This window comes from Clostridium sp. CTA-6, from assembly GCF_054768115.1.
In genome coordinates this window covers 420,906-439,427 of the sequence record NZ_BAAAAU010000001.1, presented here as the reverse complement: position 1 = coordinate 439,427, position 18,522 = coordinate 420,906, and the positions used below count along the sequence as shown (strand labels likewise).

General features: G+C 30.3%; 13 protein-coding genes. 6 read left to right on the top strand and 7 right to left on the bottom strand.

Annotated features, from left to right (window positions below; translation table 11 throughout):
• Window positions 1–4 precede the first annotated feature (4 nt).
• The 3 genes from ACYUDJ_RS01835 (at window position 5) to ACYUDJ_RS01825 (ending at window position 5,571) form a co-directional block, all read left to right on the top strand.
• Window positions 5–1,900 (top strand): NADH-quinone oxidoreductase subunit NuoF, encoded by a 1,896-nt coding sequence (locus tag ACYUDJ_RS01835; protein WP_043031922.1) that lies wholly within the window; start codon window positions 5–7, stop codon window positions 1,898–1,900.
• Between the two features lie 19 nt (window positions 1,901–1,919).
• Window positions 1,920–3,653 carry an NADH-dependent [FeFe] hydrogenase, group A6 gene (locus ACYUDJ_RS01830; RefSeq protein ID WP_003485934.1) on the top strand — a complete coding sequence of 578 codons (1,734 nt, stop codon included), beginning with the start codon at window positions 1,920–1,922 and terminating at the stop codon, window positions 3,651–3,653.
• Between the two features lie 361 nt (window positions 3,654–4,014).
• Window positions 4,015–5,571: an ABC-F family ATP-binding cassette domain-containing protein gene (locus ACYUDJ_RS01825; RefSeq protein ID WP_003485935.1), complete on the top strand. Its 1,557-nt coding sequence runs from the start codon at window positions 4,015–4,017 to the stop codon at window positions 5,569–5,571.
• Between the two features lie 589 nt (window positions 5,572–6,160).
• On the opposite strand, the gene ACYUDJ_RS01820 is transcribed toward ACYUDJ_RS01825, so the two are convergent.
• The 5 genes from ACYUDJ_RS01820 to ACYUDJ_RS01800 all read right to left on the bottom strand — a co-directional run bounded on the left by ACYUDJ_RS01820 (window position 6,161) and on the right by ACYUDJ_RS01800 (window position 9,900).
• On the bottom strand, window positions 6,161–6,910 hold the full coding sequence (locus ACYUDJ_RS01820) for an ABC transporter permease (RefSeq protein ID WP_080333521.1): 750 nt from the start codon (window positions 6,908–6,910) through the stop codon (window positions 6,161–6,163).
• 2 nt (window positions 6,911–6,912) lie between these two features.
• Window positions 6,913–7,866, bottom strand: a complete 954-nt coding sequence (locus ACYUDJ_RS01815) for an ABC transporter ATP-binding protein (protein ID WP_003485937.1) — start codon at window positions 7,864–7,866, stop codon at window positions 6,913–6,915.
• Window position 7,867: 1 nt separating this feature from the next.
• On the bottom strand, window positions 7,868–8,326 hold the full coding sequence (locus ACYUDJ_RS01810) for a GyrI-like domain-containing protein (protein ID WP_003485938.1): 459 nt from the start codon (window positions 8,324–8,326) through the stop codon (window positions 7,868–7,870).
• Between the two features lie 26 nt (window positions 8,327–8,352).
• Window positions 8,353–9,213, bottom strand: coding sequence for an AraC family transcriptional regulator (locus ACYUDJ_RS01805; RefSeq protein WP_003485939.1), 861 nt, complete (start codon window positions 9,211–9,213; stop codon window positions 8,353–8,355).
• A gap of 525 nt (window positions 9,214–9,738) precedes the next feature.
• Window positions 9,739–9,900, bottom strand: coding sequence for a hypothetical protein (locus tag ACYUDJ_RS01800; protein WP_003485940.1), 162 nt, complete (start codon window positions 9,898–9,900; stop codon window positions 9,739–9,741).
• A gap of 521 nt (window positions 9,901–10,421) precedes the next feature.
• Here ACYUDJ_RS01800 and ACYUDJ_RS01795 point away from each other — a divergent pair.
• On the top strand, window positions 10,422–11,471 hold the full coding sequence (locus tag ACYUDJ_RS01795) for a carbamoyl phosphate synthase small subunit (protein WP_043031920.1): 1,050 nt from the start codon (window positions 10,422–10,424) through the stop codon (window positions 11,469–11,471).
• Between the two features lie 27 nt (window positions 11,472–11,498).
• A complete protein-coding gene (gene carB, locus ACYUDJ_RS01790; RefSeq protein ID WP_043031919.1) occupies window positions 11,499–14,705 on the top strand; it encodes a carbamoyl-phosphate synthase large subunit in 3,207 nt (1,068 codons plus the stop codon).
• Window positions 14,706–15,380: 675 nt separating this feature from the next.
• Here the strand turns inward: carB and ACYUDJ_RS01785 are convergent.
• Window positions 15,381–15,542 (bottom strand): hypothetical protein, encoded by a 162-nt coding sequence (locus tag ACYUDJ_RS01785; RefSeq protein ID WP_162266626.1) that lies wholly within the window; start codon window positions 15,540–15,542, stop codon window positions 15,381–15,383.
• Window positions 15,543–16,010: 468 nt separating this feature from the next.
• On the opposite strand from ACYUDJ_RS01785, the gene ACYUDJ_RS01780 reads away from it, so the two are divergent.
• Window positions 16,011–17,378 carry an MATE family efflux transporter gene (locus ACYUDJ_RS01780; RefSeq protein ID WP_003485945.1) on the top strand — a complete coding sequence of 456 codons (1,368 nt, stop codon included), beginning with the start codon at window positions 16,011–16,013 and terminating at the stop codon, window positions 17,376–17,378.
• Between the two features lie 303 nt (window positions 17,379–17,681).
• Here ACYUDJ_RS01780 and ACYUDJ_RS01775 read toward each other — a convergent pair whose 3' ends face one another.
• Window positions 17,682–18,383, bottom strand: a complete 702-nt coding sequence (locus tag ACYUDJ_RS01775; RefSeq protein ID WP_003485947.1) for a TraX family protein — start codon at window positions 18,381–18,383, stop codon at window positions 17,682–17,684.
• Between the last annotated feature and the right edge of the window lie 139 nt (window positions 18,384–18,522).

The following is an 18,522-nucleotide window of genomic DNA, read 5'->3' as shown; positions in this document are numbered from 1 at the left end:
ATTTATGGAGAAAATTAATTCCTATAAAGAATTGAAAAGCTATTATAAAAACTATAAAGATTTATTAAAAAGTAGACATACCACCCATGAAGAAGAAACAGCAGTAGAAAATAAAAAATGTGAAAGACTTATATTAGTTTGTGGCGGTACAGGGTGTAAATCAGCTGACAGTGATAAAATTGTAGCAAATTTAAGAGAAGAAATAAACAAATTAGGACTCCAAGAAGAAGTAAAAGTTTCTATTACAGGGTGCTTTGGTTTCTGTGAAAAAGGTCCTATAGTTAAAATAAATCCAGATAATGTTTTTTATGTTAAAGTAAAACCAGAAGATGCTAAGGAAATAGCAGAAAAGCATTTATTAAAAGGTGAAGTAGTAGAAAGATTACTTTATGAAGAACCAACCCTTAAAGAAAAAGTAAAAAGACAAGATGAAATGTCTTTTTACAAAAAACAAAAAAGAATTGCTCTTAGAAATTGTGGACTTATAAATCCAGAAGATATAAAAGAATGTATCGGCTCAGAGGGATACTTAGCCCTAGGAAAAGTTTTAAGTGAAATGACACCTGATGAATTAATAAAATTAATAACTGACTCAGGCCTTAGAGGAAGAGGCGGCGGTGGCTTCTCTACAGGTAAAAAGTGGAGTTTTGGAAAAATGTATGATAGTGATGTTAAATATATAATATGTAATGCAGATGAGGGTGATCCAGGAGCCTTTATGGATCGTTCCATATTAGAAGGAGATCCTCATAGCATAATTGAAGCTATGGCCATAGCTGGCTATGCCATAGGAGCTTCCGAAGGTCGTATATATATAAGAGCAGAATATCCTTTAGCTGTAAATAGATTAAAAATAGCTATGGATCAAGCTAAAGAGTGTGGTCTTTTAGGAGAAAATATTTTAGGCACCGGTTTTAACTTTAATATAGAAATAAAATATGGTGCAGGAGCCTTCGTATGTGGGGAAGAAACAGCATTAATACACTCCATAGAAGGAGAAAGAGGAGAACCTACTTATAAACCACCATTCCCAGCAGAAGCTGGTCTTTGGAATAAGCCAACAGTTGTAAATAATGTAGAAACTTTAGCAAATATACCTGCCATAATAAATAGGGGGGCAGATTGGTATAAATCCATAGGAACAGAAAAATCAAATGGTACAAAAGTTTTCGCCCTAGCAGGAAAAATAAATAATGTTGGATTAGTTGAAGTTCCTATGGGGACTACTCTAAGAGAGATAATATATGATATAGGTGGAGGTATAAAAAACGGCAAGAAATTTAAAGCTGTTCAAACAGGAGGACCTTCAGGTGGATGTATTCCAGCTTCACTTTTAGATATTCCTATAGACTATGAATCATTAACATCTATAGGATCTATGATGGGTTCCGGTGGAATGATTGTTATGGATGAAGATAATTGTATGGTAGATATAGCAAAATTTTATCTTGAATTTACAGTGGATGAATCCTGTGGTAAATGTACCCCATGCAGAATCGGTAATAAGAGACTTTTAGAAACTTTAATAAAGATAACTAATGGGAAGGGTTCAGAAGAAGATTTAAATAAATTAGATGAATTATCACATATAATAAAGGATACTTCCTTATGTGGATTAGGACAAACTGCACCAAATCCAGTACTAAGTACTATGAGATATTTTATGGATGAATACGAAGCTCACGTTAATGAAAAAAGATGTCCATCAGGTACTTGTAAGAATTTACTCCATTATGAGATTACTGATAAATGTATCGGATGTACTAAATGTGCAAGAGGTTGCCCAGTATCCTGTATAATAGGAAAAGTTAAAGAAAAACATTTTATAAATCAAGAAAAATGTATTAAATGTGGAAATTGTTATAGTGCTTGTCCAGTTGGGGCTATTATAAAGAAATAGGAAGAAAGAGGTGAATAAAATGAGTTTAGTAACTTTAAATATAAATGGTAAAGAGCTTAAGGTAGAGAAGGGAACCACTATATTAGATGCAGCAAAACTTTTAAATATAAATATACCAACTCTATGTAATTTTCATCTTAATGATAATAAAACAGAAAATAAACCTGGTTCCTGTAGGGTCTGTGTAGTAGAAGTAGAAGGGAGAAAAAACTTAGCGCCAGCCTGTTGTACCCCTGTAGGGGAAGGAATGATAGTAAAAACCAATTCCATAAGGGCTATAAAAGCTAGAAGAGCCATAGTAGAATTACTTTTATCTGATCATCCAAAAGATTGTTTGCTTTGTGAGAAAAACACAAAATGTGAACTACAAAAATTAGCTGCAGATATGGGAATAAGAGAAATGAAATATCAAGGTGAAATTTCAATGTATCCTATAGATATTTCTAGTTATTCCATAGTTAGAGATATGGATAAATGTATACTTTGTAGAAGATGCATAACTATGTGTAATGAAGTTCAAACTGTAGGAACTCTATCTGCTATTGGAAGAGGTTTTGAAACTGTAGTAGCACCAGCCTTTTCTGAAGCTATAAAAAATACTAATTGTACCTTCTGTGGACAATGTGTTTCTGTCTGTCCAACTGGGGCTTTAACAGAAGTAAATAATACAAGTAAAGTTTGGGATGCTCTATCACAAAAGGATAAAGTTGTTATTGTACAAACAGCTCCAGCTATTAGAGCTGCTTTAGGTGAAGAATTTGGATTAGAACCTGGAACAACTGTTACAGGAAAAATGGTAGCAGCTCTTCGTCAATTAGGATTCAGTAAAGTTTTTGATACAGATTTTGCAGCAGACTTGACTATTATGGAGGAAGCTTCAGAATTTATTCATAGATTAGAACATGGCGGAACACTTCCAATGCTTACAAGTTGTTGTCCAGGATGGATAAAATTCTTTGAACACAACTTTAATGATTTAATGGATATACCATCTAGTTGTAAGTCTCCTCAGCAAATGTTTGGAGCTATAGCTAAAAGTTATTTAGCAGAAAAAATGAAGGTAGATCCTAAAGATATTATAGTAGTATCTGTAATGCCTTGTCTTGCTAAAAAGTATGAAGCAAAAAGAGAAGAAATGAAGAGAAATGGAATTCCCGATGTAGACATTGTTATAAGTACAAGAGAATTAGCTAAAATGATAGTAGAAGCGGGTATAGATTTTAATTCTCTACAGGAGGAAGAATTTGATAATCCACTAGGTGAATCTACAGGGGCTTCAGTAATTTTTGGAACTACCGGTGGTGTTATGGAAGCAGCCTTAAGAACTGCCTATGAATGGGTTACTAAAGGTACTTTAAAAGATGTAGAATTTATAGAAGTTCGCGGTGAAGAGGGTATAAGAGAAGCTACAGTAAACATAAAGGATATAGAGGTTAAAGTAGCTATAGCTAGTGGATTAGGTAATGCTAGAAAACTTTTAAATGATATAAGAAATGGAAAGTCTAAATATCATATGATCGAAATCATGGCGTGTCCATCAGGCTGTGTAGATGGTGGTGGTCAACCTTATATCTATGGAGATACAAATATATTGAAAAAAAGAACAGAAGCACTATATAAAGAAGATAGTAATAAAGAAATAAGAAAGTCTCACGAAAATCTATATATAAAGAAACTTTATGAAGAATATTTAGGTAAACCTTATGGTGAAAAAGCTCATGAACTTCTTCATACTAAATATAGAGTTAGATAACATGAAATAAATACAAATTTTTTCATTAATATACACCAAATAAAACCAGTGTCAGTATGGTTTGAAACTATAATCAGTTATAAGTTTAAAGTAATTTCCTAAAATATGAAACCTATATTAGATTATATAGTTTATTGTAGGTTTTGTAATATAAAAATAAGAGAGCCTTTATTTATCCCTTTTTACCCCTCATCTTAAATATTTAGGCTCTCTTATTTTTGTGTTTTAATACTTATGCAAATAAAATTTTTAAAATATAGCTAAGAAGAAATTAAATCTATATTATAAATAAATTATTGACAAGGCTTTATTTATAAATTAAAGTTTATTTTAGATTATATTTTCAGGAGGACTTTTACATATGAGTATATTAAACGTTAAGGATATTAGCCATGGATTTGGAGACAGAGCTATTTTTGAGGAAGTATCCTTTAGGCTTTTAAAGGGAGAGCATGTAGGACTTATTGGAGCTAATGGAGAGGGTAAGTCTACATTTATGAATATAATAACAGGAAAACTAATGCCAGATGAGGGTAAAATTCAATGGGCAAAGGATGTAAGAATAGGCTACATGGATCAGCATTTAAATCTTACAAAGGGAAAAACCATTAGAGAAGTTTTGAGGGAAGCCTTTAACTATTTATTTAATCTTGAAAAAGAAATGAATGATTTATACATGAAAATGGGAGAGGTATCCCAGGAAGAAATGGAAAAAATGCTAAATAGAACAGCTACTATACAGGATATGTTAGATCATAATGATTTTTACATAATAGATGCTAAAATAGAGGAAATAGCAAGGGGACTTGGTATTGCTGACATAGGTTTGGATAAGGATGTATCAGATTTATCTGGAGGACAAAGAACAAAAATACTTCTAGCAAAACTCCTTTTAGAAAATCCAGATATATTACTTTTAGATGAGCCTACAAACTATTTAGACGAAGATCACATAGAGTGGCTCAAAAGTTATCTTAAAAACTACGAAAATGCCTTTATTTTAATATCCCATGATATACCATTTTTAAATGAGGTAATAAATTTAATTTATCATGTAGAAAATAAAAGACTTACTCGTTATGTAGGGGATTATAATGAATTTAGAAGGGTTTATGAGGAAAACAAGAAACGACTAGAGGCAGCCTATGAAAGGCAACAGGCAGAAATATCAAAACTAGAAGATTTTATAGCAAAAAATAAAGCAAGAGTTTCCACCGTAGGTATGGCAAGATCTAGACAAAAAAAATTAGATAAAATAGATAAAATAGAACTTACAAAAGAAAAACCAAAGCCAGAATTTAATTTTAAACAGGCTAGAGCTTCTGGAAAAGTTATATTTGAGACTAAAGATTTAGTTATAGGCTATGATTCACCTTTAACAAAACCTTTAAATATAAAAATGGAAAGAGGACAAAAGGTAGCCTTAGTAGGAGCCAATGGTCTTGGAAAAACTACATTATTAAAAAGTTTATTAGGAGCTATAAAACCATTGGAAGGGGATGTTACTCTAGGTGATTATCAATACATAGGATATTTTGAACAAGAAGAAAGAGAATCTAATTATAATACCTGTATAGAAGAAGTGTGGAAAGAGTTCCCTGTATTTACTCAATACGAAATAAGATCTGCCCTAGCAAAATGTGGATTAACTACAAAGCAATTAGAATCTAAAATAGTAGTACTGTCCGGTGGAGAAGCAGCAAAGGTAAGGCTTTGTAAAATACTAAATAGAGAAACCAATATACTAATATTGGACGAGCCTACTAACCACTTAGATGTGGAAGCCAAAGAAGAATTAAAAAGAGCATTAAAAGAATATAAAGGTTCTATACTTTTAGTTTGCCACGAAAAAGAATTTTATGAAGATATAGTAACAGAAACTTGGAATTGTGAAAGTTGGACAACTAAAATTGTATAGTAAGCCTATAAAAGTAGCTAGTTATCAAATCTAGCTATTTTTTGCTATTTATTTCATAGCATTATAATTTGTATATTGAAGAAAATAGTACTGTAATTCTAAAACTTAATTCTTATTTTAGGAGGAATAAATGCTATGAGTGAAAAACATGATAAATCTTGTGCAAGTCAACAACAAAAAGAAAAAAAAAGCAAATAATTCTGGGACTAAACATAGTAAAAAAACACATAAACAAGACTGATATTAAAATTAATTTAAAAACATTATGTTTTAAGTATATGCAGGATCAGCCTAAATATGAAAAATATAATTTAGGTTTAACAACTAAAATTATATAAAAATTTAAAATAAAAAGGGCTAATATAACTAGTGTAAAGGGTAACTATGATTAGAAAAGAAGAGGATGGCTTTGAATTTTATTTCAAATCATCCTCTGGATTTTATTATACAATTTTAGTTTAAGAAAGGAATTCTTACAATTAAGATTTTTTATTAGCTACAAGAGTAAGCAATTTTACATTTTTAAAATCTGTATACTCTCTTTCTTATAGATTTATACTCTAAATTTACAAATATGTTATGAATTGAATTAGTGAGCAGTTTCCTTTTTGAGTCTCCATATTGCCAGTGCAAAGCTAATACAGCACAACACTGCAAATAGCAGTATGACAGGCAGAATGTCCCCAAACACAATGATTTCTCCCAATATTAAATTGCGCAGAGCACTAATAATATACGTAAATGGATTGAGCTTCACAGCTATAGCTAAACCTCCAGACAAATTTTCTAAAGGAAAAAGAGCTGTGCTCAAAAAGAATATAGGCAGGATAATAGCAGTCATAATTGTTTCATATATTACTTCATTTGGCAAAGAAAGGCTGATGAAATAAGCAAGCCCTGACAGGAAGAATGCCGTCATAAAGATCAGCAGTATCATGAGCGCAATCCCGGTGATGCTGGATGATATCTTTACTGAGAAAAAAAGACTTACAACAAATAAAATCCCTACTTCCATAAAGGAAATCAGTATCACTTCTAACATTTGGCCAAGCACAATTGAGCTTCGTCTTACAGGTGCAATCAGATTTCTATAAAAACTACAGCTAGATTTCATAATGAAATTGATGATACCACCGCTACAACTTACAGAAAAGATCACGAGAAATATGATACCGGGCAAAACGAAAGCAGTGTAATTACCAACTCCCATATTTTGCATTGTCTGACTTGCCACAGCACTATACAAAACAAGCCAAAGAAGAGGTTGCAGTATGGTAACTAGGATGGAAATTGGGTTTTTTAGGCGCCACTTCATATTTCTCCACATAATATTTAGCATCGTTATTCCTCCTCTCTATTGTTCTCTGAACCCGTTAATGACAAGAAGACATCCTCCAAACTAGGTTCTACAATTTCCATTGCATTGAAATCCACTTTATTATCTAAAAGCCACTTATTCACAGTTGTAAAAGCTATTCTGCTGTTATCTACACCTAAAAAAACAGAATTATTTCGCACATTAATAAACTTAATGAGCCCCATGCTATTAAGGGAATCTTTATATTTTTTCATTCCCTGGATGCTGGGAAATGTGATGCGAAGCATATTTTGCCTAATATAACTACGTAAGCTACCAGGTGTTCCTTGGGCTAGTTCCTTACCATCCTTCATGATACAAATACTATCACTCAACTGGTCCGCCTCCTCAAGATAATGAGTAGTAAGAAAAATAGTTGTCCCATATTCATCTCGTATTTTCAGTAGCATTTTCCACAGGGCTTTTCTAGACTCAACATCCATTCCCACTGTGGGCTCATCCAGAAACAGAATTTTAGGCATTGATACCATATTCATGGCAATATCTAGTCTGCGTTTTACCCCGCCGGAATAGGATGCGGTAGGATACTTCCGATATCTGGAAAGCTCAAAGCTATCAATCAAAGAATTGATTCTTTCTTTTGCTACCTGCGCATCTACTTTATACAGCCTGCTTTGAAATATCATGTTTTCCATAAGTGACAGGTGCTCATCAATAGAAACATGCTGTGCAACACAAGCAATCTGTGTACGAACCCAGGCAGGATCCTCGCATAAATCTTTACCCAGAATTGTTACATTTCCAGATGTGGGTTTGTAAAAGGTTGTCAAAATGTTAATCAAAGAGGATTTTCCCGCGCCATTGGGACCTAACAGAGAAAAAATTTCTCCATTAATTACTTTTAAATTTAAGTCATCCAAGGCTCTGACACCATTTTTGTACTGCTTAACCAAATTGTCAACTCCAATTGCTAACATTTTACTCCTCCTTTTTAAGTGGGAATATTATTTCCGTAATATATTTATTTGGATTTCCTTTTAATATCATTCCAGGTCCTTTTATAAAAACTTCTCGAAAAGGAGGTTGTAAAGATAGATTGTTTTCTTGTGCATAGTTCTTAATAGCTTCGTATGCATAATACATTGTTTCATAAGACCCCACATGTGTAACACAAACAGCCTTTACTTGTGGCATATTTTTTACCGTAACACCATTACTCTTTGGAGTTTCAGCAGTAGGCACGCATAATTCCATTTCTCCCATTTTAGTTTCTTGATTCATTTCATAGTAGCAGAAAAAAGGGGCACCATTTACTTTTCCTTGTATGGCTCTAAACAGGCTAGGAAACACTTTTGACGCTCCGCTAACAGCTCCTTTGTACCCCATGAAAGCTACCCTGATGGGTTCAATATTCTTGATTTCAATTTTATAATTCATTTATTTTCCTCCTAAATACATTTGTATTATCTTGACTTCTTAACTGCAATCCAAACTTCCGAATGTCCGCCTTTTAATTTTGGATCACTAATAGGGTAAATTTCTATATCCGGCAACTTGGCATATTCATATCCAGAAAAGGGAAGCCATTCTGTGAGAAACCTTTTAAAAATTCTTTGAATAGAATCTTTAAAATTCCCATTACATTCAAAGATAACCCATGTAGCTGCAGGTATATTGAATTCCACCATTCCTTCTGGTACAGGTTTATCTGTGGCTGCTGCAATATAATAATATATGTCTTCAGGATTTTTATACACAGTTATACCTAAAATACCATGAGGGTTTTGATTATTTAATTTACAAATTTGTGAAAATAAATTACTTTTTAACGTTCCATCCCAGAAAGAAGGAACAATTTTAAAATTTTCTTCTGTATACTCTTTTAGTGCAGTTCTAATTCCTACAATTTTAATAGGATCTTTTCTTTCAATTCTATATCTCATACTTTCACCTCCAGTAATGCTAATAGAAAAACTAATAGGAGGATAAGTGTTTAATAAAGTTCCTTCCATGCGAGCAGCAGTTGGTGCAACACCATGAACATTTTGAAATGCACGATTAAATGATGTTGGAGAAACATAACCATACTTTGAACCAATATCCATGATTTTAGTGTCACTTACCTGTAATTCAAAAGCAGCTTTTGTCATTCTCCTACGACGAATATAATCAGATAGGGGAATACCCGCTACGTAAGAAAACATTCGCTGAAAATAATATGTTGAACAGCAAGCAATTTTTGCAGCTTCATCATAAGATATATCACCTTCTAGATTATTTTCTATGTAATCAATTGCTTGGCTTAGTTGCTTCAACCACTCCATATCATCACCTCCTTAGTTCAAAGTTTAACACAATATAAAATATATCTCTTCTCTTTTGGTGTCCAGTTTTGTAAACTTATTATTTGATAAAAATTCTCTTATATTTTTTGAATTTATGTAATAATTACCTTAGATTTATAATAAATAAAATTTAGGGTACTAATAAAGAGGAGTGATATATTTTTAAAATTTTTATAGTACTGAAAGTAATGTATTTGAATATACTATTTATGGCGATAAAATATTTATATTAATAGAGTTATTGTGTTTATTTTTATAAACTTTTTGATATAATATAAATTGGATAAATTTTATGCCTAAGCTGAGAAATACAAACTTTTTAAAACAAGCTTTTTAAAATCCTAATTAGAAAAGGCTTAGTGCTGAGAACACTAAGCCGATCCTAGAACGTTTTTAAGCAGAAATCCGAATTATCATTTAGTATAACTGCTTCCCACTTTAGTGGTGTTGTTTTAGGGCTATTGGATTTTTAACTTATAAATATGTTAAACAAGGAAAAAGGCACTAATCTTTGGAGGATGGGTGCTTTTTCTCTTTGCTATCAACTTCTATATCTAAACCAAGAAATCTAACCTTGATTTTTATATTGGAAATAAAAAGGTTGTGTTTTAATATTAAATTAATAATATAAACAACAAAAACTCCTTTTATTAAAAGTTCTAGCATATCCAATACCACCCCCTTAAGCTATAATGAGAAATCATCCATAGCCCAAGGCGGAAAACGTACAACCACCGTAGCCATCCACTTCTACGGAATTTGAAAATTTTTACTTTTATAGTATAACATAATTTTACCAGCTAGTATAGTCATAAGTTAAAAAATAAACAATTTTTTAACAATGTAAGGGTATATTAAATACTGATAAATCAGGAGAATTTATAGATGATAAATAAAACCTGTATTATGCATTGACAGATTAAAAATTATAAATTATAATGATTAATAAAAAAATTAAAGTAAAGAATACACTTTAAATTGGTCCTGTGAGACCAGAAAGAGGTATGATAATTATGGAAGAATTTTTTTGTGATGCAAAAAAAGGTTTAAATTTAAATAAAATTTATATAAAGGGAAATAAAAAGATTATTTTTTAACATAAATCTTTTTATTTCCCTTTTGTTTTAAAAATTAGGTTTAGCCCTTGCAAAGTGTATTTTTACTGAAAAAATAAAAGGGGGCCACTTATGAAAGCAAAGCTTATATTAGAAAATGGAGTAAAATTTAAAGGAAACGCATTTGGATGTCTAAAGGAAAGTGTTGGAGAGGTTGTATTCAACACTGGAATGACAGGATATCAAGAAGTTCTTACAGATCCATCCTATTATGGTCAAATTGTTACAATGACATATCCTCTAATAGGAAACTACGGTATAAATTTAGAAGATATGGAATCAAAGTCACCAAAGGTTAGAGGATTTATAGTTAGAGAGAAATGCAGTTTTTCAAGTAATTTTAGATCAGAATTAGAATTGGAAGATTATTTAAAGCAAAACAATGTTATAGGATTAGAAGGAATAGACACAAGAGCTTTAACTAAGATTTTAAGAAGCAATGGAACTATGAAAGGTATAATAACTTTAGAAGATATAGAATATGAAGAAGTTAAAGAAAAACTTAAAGATTTCTCAAATAAAGATGCTGTAAAAAAAGTTACAGTTAAAGAAAAATATGAAGTATCAGGAAAAGGAAATCATGTTGCAATACTGGATTTTGGCATAAAACAAAATATTATAAAATCTTTCTTAAATAGAGGATGCAATGTAACAGTTTTCCCAGCAAATGCAAAGTCAGAAGAAGTTTTAAAGGTAAATCCTGATTTGATATTTTTATCTAATGGTCCTGGAGACCCAGAAGATTTAACAGAAGTTATAGAAAATATAAAGATTCTTATAGGTAAAAAGCCTATTGTAGGAATATGTTTAGGGCATCAACTTCTAGCTCTAAGCTTAGGAGGAAAAACAGAGAAACTTAAATTTGGTCACAGAGGATGTAACCATCCTGTGAAGGACTTAGAAGAAAATAAGGTGCATATAACTTCACAAAATCATGGATATTTTGTGGATGTACTTCCAAAGGATATGGAAGTAACTCATATTAGCGTAAATGATGGAACTATAGAAGGAATGAAACATAAAAATTTATCTATATTTTCAGTTCAGTTTCATCCAGAAGCATGTCCAGGTCCAAAGGACAGCGACTATATATTTGATGAATTCATGAAATATGCACTATAAGAACAGGAAATTTAGGAGGTAGCAGTTATGCCATTAAATAAAGATATAAAAAAGGTTTTAGTTATAGGTTCAGGTCCAATAGTTATAGGTCAAGCAGCAGAGTTTGACTATTCAGGAACACAAGCTTGTGAAGGACTAAAAGAAGAAGGAGTAGAGGTTGTACTTATAAACAGTAACCCTGCTACAATAATGACAGATAAAGAAGTTGCAGATAAAGTTTATTTAGAACCTTTAACAGCGGAGTTTGTAGAAAAAGTTATTGCTAAGGAAAGACCAGATAGTCTTCTTGCAGGAATGGGAGGTCAAACTGGGCTAAACTTAGCAGTAGAGCTTTATGATAAAGGAATATTAAAAAAATACGGAGTTAATGTAATAGGTACATCTATAGAATCCATAAAAGAAGGAGAAGATAGAGAACTATTCAGAAATGTGATGAGTAGAATAAATGAGCCTGTTATACAAAGTGAAATTGTAACTGATATGGAAAATGGAAAAGCTTTTGCAAATAAAATAGGATATCCAGTTATAGTTAGACCAGCTTATACTTTAGGGGGAACTGGTGGCGGAATAGCTGAAAGTGAAGAAGAGTTAGAGCAAATACTTGCATTAGGTCTTCAACTAAGTTCTATAGGCCAGGTACTTTTAGAGAAAAGTGTTAAGGGTTGGAAAGAAATAGAATATGAAGTAATGAGAGATAACAGAGGAAACTGTATAACTGTATGTAATATGGAAAATATAGACCCTGTAGGTATCCATACTGGAGATAGTATAGTTGTAGCACCAAGCCAAACTTTGTCTGATAAAGAATATCAAATGCTTAGAAGTGCATCTATAAATATAATAAACTCAGTAGGAATAGAAGGAGGATGTAATGTACAATTTGCATTAAATCCAAATTCCTTTGAATATGCAGTTATAGAAATAAACCCAAGGGTTAGTCGTTCTTCAGCATTAGCATCAAAGGCAACAGGATATCCAATAGCAAAGGTGGCTGCTAAAATAGCTTTAGGATATACTCTAGATGAAATAAAAAATGCAGTTACTCAAAAAACGTATGCTTGTTTTGAACCATCTTTAGATTATGTAGTAGTTAAAATTCCAAAATGGCCTTTTGATAAATTTCAAAGAGCAGATAGAGCTTTAGGTACAAAGATGATGGCTACAGGAGAAATAATGGCCATAGGAAGCAATTTTGAAGCTGCATTCTTAAAAGGAATACGTTCATTAGAAATAGGGAAGTATTCACTAGAGCATAAAAAGTTTAGAGGACTTAGCATGAAAGAATTAAAGACTAGAGTTATGTCTCCAGATGATGAGAGAATATTTGCACTAGCTGAAATGCTTAGACGTGATTACAGAATGGATAAGGTAGCTGAAATAACAGGTATAGATAAATTCTTTATAAAAAAATTCAGATGGATAGTTGAAGAAGAACAAAGATTAAGACTTAGTAAAATAGATGATTTAGATAAAGAATGGTTATATAATTTAAAGAAAAAAGGTTTTTCTGATAAAGGAATAGCTGATATGCTGAAAGTCAGCCCAGAAGATGTCTATAGACTTAGAACTATATGGGGCATAAATCCAGTGTATAAAATGGTTGATACTTGCGGTGGAGAATTTGAAGCCTTATCACCTTACTATTACTCAACTTATGATGTTTACGATGAAGTTGAAGTTAGTAAAAACAAAAAGGTAATAGTTATAGGTTCAGGTCCAATAAGAATAGGTCAGGGAATAGAGTTTGACTATGCTTCAGTACATTGTGTAAAAGCGCTTAAAAAATTGGGCATAGAAACAATAATAGTAAATAATAATCCTGAAACTGTTAGTACTGATTTTGATGTGTGTGATAAACTATATTTTGAACCTATTACAGAAGAAGATGTATTAAATATAGTAGAAAAGGAAAAGCCGAATGGTATAATTCTACAGTTTGGAGGTCAAACAGCTATAAAGCTTGCTAACTTCCTAAAAGAAAAGAATATACCAACTCTTGGAACTACTGCAGATCAAATTGATATGGCAGAAGATAGAGAAAAATTTGATGAACTATTAGAAAAACTTCAAATATCAAGACCTAAAGGTAAAGGTATTTGGTCTGTAGAGGATGGATTAGAAGAAGCCAAAAAGTTAGGATTTCCAGTGCTTGTAAGACCTTCTTATGTACTTGGAGGGCAGGGAATGAAAATAACTCATGATGAAAAAGAACTTGTATACTATCTATCAAATGCTTTCCAAAAGGACAAGAAGAATCCAATACTTATAGATAAATACTTAATGGGAAGAGAAATAGAAGTAGATGCTATATCTGATGGAGAAGATGTTTTAATACCAGGTATAATGGAACATTTAGAAAGAGCTGAAGTACACTCAGGTGATAGTATAACTATGTATCCAACTCAAAATGTAAGCAAGGATATAAAAGAAAAAATACTTGAATATACTAAAAGGCTTGCATTAGGAATAGGCATAAAAGGTATGATAAATATACAGTTTATTGAGTTTCAAGGAAATCTTTATGTAATAGAAGTTAATCCAAGAGCATCAAGAACAGTACCATATATAAGTAAAGTAAGCAAAGTTCCTATAGTAGATATAGCAACTAGAGTAATGCTTGGTGAAAAGTTAAATGATTTAGGATATGGTGTAGGTGTATATAAAGAGCCAGATCTAATCTCTGTAAAAGTTCCAGTATTTTCTACTCAGAAACTTCCAAAAGTTGAAGTATGTTTAGGACCTGAAATGAAGTCTACAGGAGAAGTTTTAGGTGTAGGAAAAACTTTAGAGAAAGCGTTGTATAAGGGATTTGTAGGAGCTAATATGTCTATTAAAAAGGAAAAAGGAACAATCCTTGCTACTATAAATGATCATGATAAGGAAGAATTTTTACCAATAGCAAAGAAACTTCACAGTTTAGGATATAAATTTATAGCAACTTCTAAAACAGCAGAACTTTTAAAGGAAGAAGGCATAGAAGTTAAACAAGTTAGAAAGCTTAAAGAAGAGTGTCCAAATATAATAGATACAATTAAAAATGATGAAGTGGATTTAGTGGTTAACACGCCTACAAAAGGTAATGATTCAAAGAGAGATGGTTTCCACATAAGAAGAGCAGCTATTGAAAGAAATCTGGGAGTGATAACATCACTAGATACGTTAAAAGCTATAGTAGATATTAAATCTAAAGAGATAAAAGATGAAACTTTGTATATATTTGATCTTTCAAACTAATCTATATATATTACAATTATTTCAAAAAAATTATTACAAAGCAATTATATAAATTGTAATAAGATACAGATTAATGTATAATTTAACTATATTGACAATAAAATCATTGAAAAAGTACTCTTAATAACATATAATGATAATATAATATCTATGTTTCATAGAAAATAATTAATATAAATATATACTAAATAAAAAAATTTACAAGTATATATGTCTAGAACAATGGAATACAGTTGAAAAATTTTCTTATATTTTTTGAATTTATGTAATAATTTCTTTGGATTTATAATAAATAAAGTTTAGGGTCATTAATAAAAAGTACTAAATATATTTTTTAACTTTTATAGTACTGAAAGTACTGTATATGAATATAATATTTATGGTTATAAAATATTTATATTAATTAAGTTATTATGTTTATTTTTATATAATTTTTGTTATAATATATATTAGGTAAAATCTGCAGGCAAACTGAGAAGTACAGAACTTTAAAACCAAGTTTTTAAAAATTCTAATTAGAAAAGGCTCAGTGCTGAGAACACTAAGCCGATCCTAGAACGTTTTTAAGCAAAAGTCCAAATTTATTATTTGGTACAACTGCTTACCACTTTAATGGTGTTGTTTTAGGGCTATTGGATTTTTAAATTATAAATATGTTAAACAAGGGAAAAGGCACTAATCTTTGGAGGATGGGTGCTTTTTCTCTTTGCTATCAACTTCTATATCTAAACCAAGAAACCTAACCTTGATTTTTATAGTGGAAATAAAAAGATTGTGTTTCAATATTAAACTAATAATACAAACCACAAAAATTCCTTTTATTAAAAGTTCTAGCACATCCAATACCACCCCCTTAAGCTATAATGAAAAATCATCTATAGCCCAAGGTGGAAAACGTACAACCACCGTAGCCATCCACTTCTACGAAATTTGAATTTTTTTATAGTATACCATAATTTTACCACCTAGTATAGTCATAAGTAAACACTAATTAGGTTTTGTTATATCTCTATACTATCATTATATGCAAAAAAACTCATATAACTACAATGCTTTTTTAAAGTTTTTTCTAATATAATATTAATATATATTAAATACTTATTTCTATTAACGTTTTTATAATAAAAGTTATATTATTTTTAACAAAAAAATTTATTTACATTTTTCTTCAATGTAATGTTATAATACATAGTATAATAATATGAATTATAATTCATTTAAATTAATACTTGATAATGCTAATATTAATTTAAATAAACTTTTACTTAATGATATAAATAATTTTATACACTAGGAGTGAGCTATATGAACACAAATACAACAGATTTAGGGAAAGGTAATATAGGAAAACTATTATTTAAACTAGCAGCACCGGCTATAATTGCACAGATAGTAAATGTACTTTATAACATAGTAGATAGAATATTTATAGGCAGAATGCCTAATGGTGAACTAGCTATGGCAGGAGTAGGAGTTGCCTTTCCTATCATTATGATAATTTCAGCCTTTAGTGCTCTTATAGGGATGGGGGGAGCACCACTTGCTGCTATTAAAATGGGTGAAAATAATAAGAGTGATGCTGAGAAAATAATGGGTAATAGTTTTTCTATGTTAGTCATATTGTCTATTATATTAACCATAGTATTTTTAATATTTAAAGAACCTATTCTTTGGAAGTTTGGAGCAAGCACTAGAACTATTACATTTGCTAAAGATTACTTAACCATATATCTTCTAGGAACATTATTTGTTTTAATAGCACTAGGAATGAATCCATTTATAAATACTCAGGGTTTTGCAAAAACAGGAATGATTACAGTAATGATTGGAGCTCTTATAAATATAATTTTAGATCCAATATTTATATTTGTATTAAATTTAGGGGTTAAAGGTGCTGCTATAGCTACTGTTACATCTCAATGTATATCTGCTATATGGGTATTATTTTTTCTATTTGGAAAGAAAAGTACAATTAAAATAAGAAAAAAATATTTAGTTCCAAATAAAAAAGTGATTTTTTCTATTATGGCTTTAGGAGTTTCTCCCTTTATAATGCAAGCTACAGAAAGCTTAGTACTTATATCTATGAATAGTAAATTACAGATTTATGGTGGTGATTTAGCAGTAGGAGCAATGACTATAATGAGTAGCATTATGCAAATATTATTTCTTCCCCTTATGGGATTAACTCAAGGCGCTCAACCTATTATAAGCTATAACTTTGGTGCAAAAAAAATAGAAAGAGTAAAAAAAACCTTTAAGTTATTAATAATATCTTGTATCTCCTATACAGTTATTATGTGGGGCTCTTTAATGTTATTTCCAAAAATATTTGTAAGCATATTCAATAACAAACCAGAACTTGTAACAATTACTTCTTGGAGTATAAAAATATACTTTGCAGGTATTGGTATATTTGGTGCACAAATAGCCTGTCAGCAAACATTTTTAGCATTAGGACAAGCAAAGTACTCCCTTATACTAGCTTTGCTTAGAAAAATAATATTATTAATACCACTTATATTTATACTTCCTTTCTTCATGAAAGATAATTTATTTGCAGTATTATTGGCAGAACCTATAGCAGATGTAGTAGCTTCATTAGTAACTATTATGTGCTTTTCTTTGTTTTATAAAAGGACCTTAAATAATGAAGAACTATCTTATAAATAACTAGAATGGGATCTTTTTTTAATAGGTTAAATTTAATCCTAATAAATAATTAAATTATTAATGTTAGTTCTATAGTTCTTATTTACAATGAAAAGCATGGTGATGTTAGAAAATGTTTAAAACTAATTTTTAATTAAAAAATAAATAAAATTATTCTTATATATGGTAGGGTTAATATTTTAAGTAACAAAATATTAACCCTACCTAATTTTTATATTAGAAATAAAAATATAATTGTAGATATTAAATAACGACCAAAGGTAAAATCTACAATTATACAGTATAAGTACTAACCTTTTTATATTATTTTAAAAAGTGAGATATTATAGTAATTATCCATAAATGTATAGGATAAAAAGCATAAAACATATATTTTATGAACTTATTATTAAGTCCTCTTTGGCCATTATACATAAGAATAAGAGGAAGAGCAAAAATCATTAACCATTGGTAATTTAATACGAATAAATTCAAATAAGTTAGTCCTCCACCGCTAACCATAATAAATTCAAACAAAGAAATTGAAATATATCCAATAGATAATTTAATTTTATCCTCTCTAAAAAAGTAGAAAACTAAAGTCATTAATACTCCATCAAGAGATGCTTCTGTAAAAATAGCTAATATACCTACTATAATAGCTAGTGGAATACCAAATTTATAATTTTTACTTTTTCTGGTATAATCAATAACATACATCAAAAGTACTGATAATCCTAGAGATAAAAATATGTTATTTTGCAATGTTTCCTTTCCTGGTAGAGCATAATTTAATATTGAAGAACCTGCAAACATAATAGCTCCCCATCCGAATAATCTTCCTAAATATTTATTCTTATTTTTTGTATGAAAAAATCCTTCTGCCACAAAAAAGAAAAATATAGGGGCTACCAATCTACCAAGCCATCCAAACCATATTGGCGTATTATCAAAAGCTTTAGGCAAATGATCTAATACCATAAGTATCATTGCTATAATTTTCAATTTAAAACTATCTAATTTCATAATATAAATCCTCCTTTAAGTATTTCTTTTATGAATAAAATTATATATGGTTAAAAGAGATAGGGGAATTTATTTATATTACATAAACATTACAATAGTGTAATAAAAAACTCATTTAATTTTAATAAATCACTAATTA